Here is a 1,721-nt window from a genome sequence, read left to right as displayed (position 1 = left end):
GTTTCGCCCGGAAGCGCCAGCCGCATCTCGCTGGACCAGGCGCGCACGTTGGCGGAAGATTGCGCCGCTTCCGCCGGGGCCGATTTCGCCGTCGCCGAAGTGATGGAATTCGAGAACAACTTCTATGCCTTGGTCGAGGAGTGCTGCACGGGCCGAGGCGCTCTTGAGATCCTTATCGATCCCACCACCGGCGCCATCGGTCCGGAGCCCAGGCCCAGCATGATGTGGAATGATCGCTACGGTCGTATGAGCTTCGGCGCCAGCGGCGAGAATCGGCTGTCGATGGACGAGGCCCGGGCCTTCGCTCAGCAGGCGTTGGACGCCCAGCTTCCCGGGAGCAAGGCCCATGGATACGGCGCCGAGTTCTACGGGTACTACACCTTTGATTTTGACAACCCCGACGGAACCATCGCCGGGATGTTGAGCGTCGAAGGGTCCACGGGCGCCATTTGGCTGCATACCTGGCATGGCAGCTTCGTGGCCGAATCGGAAGCCGAGGAGATGCCGTCTTGAGCCTCCCGTTTTCCCTAGGCGACCAGGTCGCGGCGAGTAGGTCCGTCCCCGGCCGGGGGTGGACCTCGCCCGTCCGTTGGGCGGGCTTGCTGTTTGCGATCGCCTTGTCAGCGGTCCTCAGCGGCTGCGCTCCTGCCGCCAGTCCCGAGGGACTTCCACTTGAGGTTGAGTCGGCTCCGCGGGTGGTGCGTCAGGCCTATGCTTTTGCCGACGCTCATCCCGAGGTGCTGATGCAACTCCCATGCTATTGCGGATGTGGTGCCATGGGACACACGTCCAACTACGCTTGCTACATCTCGGAGGTCGCCTCTGACGGTTCCATCACCTACGACCTGCATGCAGTCGGGTGTTCGATCTGCGTGGATATCACCCGGGACACGATGCGGATGCTCGACGAGGGGCGCAGCGTGGCCGAAATCCGGACACAAATCGACGCCACCTATTCCGCCTTCGGGCCGTCGAACATGCCGTAGCGCGCCATGGCCCGACACCGCCGCCTCCTGATTTCCGGTGCTCTTGCCTCGCTGGCCCTGGCGGGGGTGGCTGTCGTCAGCCTGCCGCCGACGCCGGTACGGTCCGGAGGCGTCGCCCGCAACGTGCGCGTCGAGGCAAGCGCCTACGCCTTCACCCCGGCGATGATCAAGGTGAACCCAGGCGATCGGGTTACGATCGAGTTGGCGTCGGCCGACACCGTCCACGGGCTTCATATCGAAGGCTATGACATCAACCTGACCGCCGACCCCGGCCAGCCGGCGAGCGTTTCCTTCGTCGCCGATCGCCCCGGTACGTTCCGCATCCACTGCTCGGTCCCGTGCGGGCCGCTCCATGCGTTTATGGCCGGCCGGCTGCGAGTCGGCCCGCCGCTCAATTTCTGGCGCGCCGTCGCCTTGGCCGTCCTGGCCGTGGCCGTCGGGGGATTGGCTGTGTGGCGGAAACCCACGCCCCCCAGTGCTGGTTTTGTCCCGTCATGACACACGTCGACCTCACTCGGTTCCCATTCGTCCGGTCGCTCCTCATCGCCCGAGGACCGCAGCTGGCTGTTCAACTCGCCGCGGTCGCCGGCCTGCTGTTGGTGATTGTCGCCGGGCTGCTCGGCACACCCGTTGGGAGCCGCAATCCAGCCACGGTACTGGTATGGATCGCCTGGTGGGCAGCGCTGATGATCGTGGCCGTACCGTTCTTCGGGAGGCTGTGGTGCGGCGTCTGCC

4 protein-coding genes are annotated in these 1,721 nt (G+C 65.7%); all 4 read left to right on the top strand.

The features are described from left to right. A partial coding sequence (locus tag MUO23_04965; GenBank protein ID MCJ7512303.1) for a hypothetical protein occupies nucleotides 1-513 on the top strand: 513 nt, incomplete at its 5' end. A 185-nt stretch (nucleotides 514-698) separates the two neighbouring features. Next, entirely contained in the window at nucleotides 699-986 is a 288-nt protein-coding gene (locus tag MUO23_04960) for a PCYCGC domain-containing protein (GenBank protein ID MCJ7512302.1), read from the top strand. A 6-nt stretch (nucleotides 987-992) separates the two neighbouring features. Beyond that, nucleotides 993-1,484, top strand: coding sequence for a cupredoxin domain-containing protein (locus tag MUO23_04955; GenBank protein ID MCJ7512301.1), 492 nt, complete (start codon nucleotides 993-995; stop codon nucleotides 1,482-1,484). Further along, a partial coding sequence (locus MUO23_04950; protein ID MCJ7512300.1) for a hypothetical protein occupies nucleotides 1,481-1,721 on the top strand: 241 nt, incomplete at its 3' end. The genes MUO23_04955 and MUO23_04950, both read left to right, overlap by 4 nt.

The organism is Anaerolineales bacterium (assembly GCA_022866145.1).
Lineage (GTDB): Bacteria > Chloroflexota > Anaerolineae > Anaerolineales > E44-bin32 > PFL42.
The sequence above is the reverse complement of the archived record's forward strand: the minus strand, read 5'-3'. Positions and strand labels throughout refer to the sequence as shown.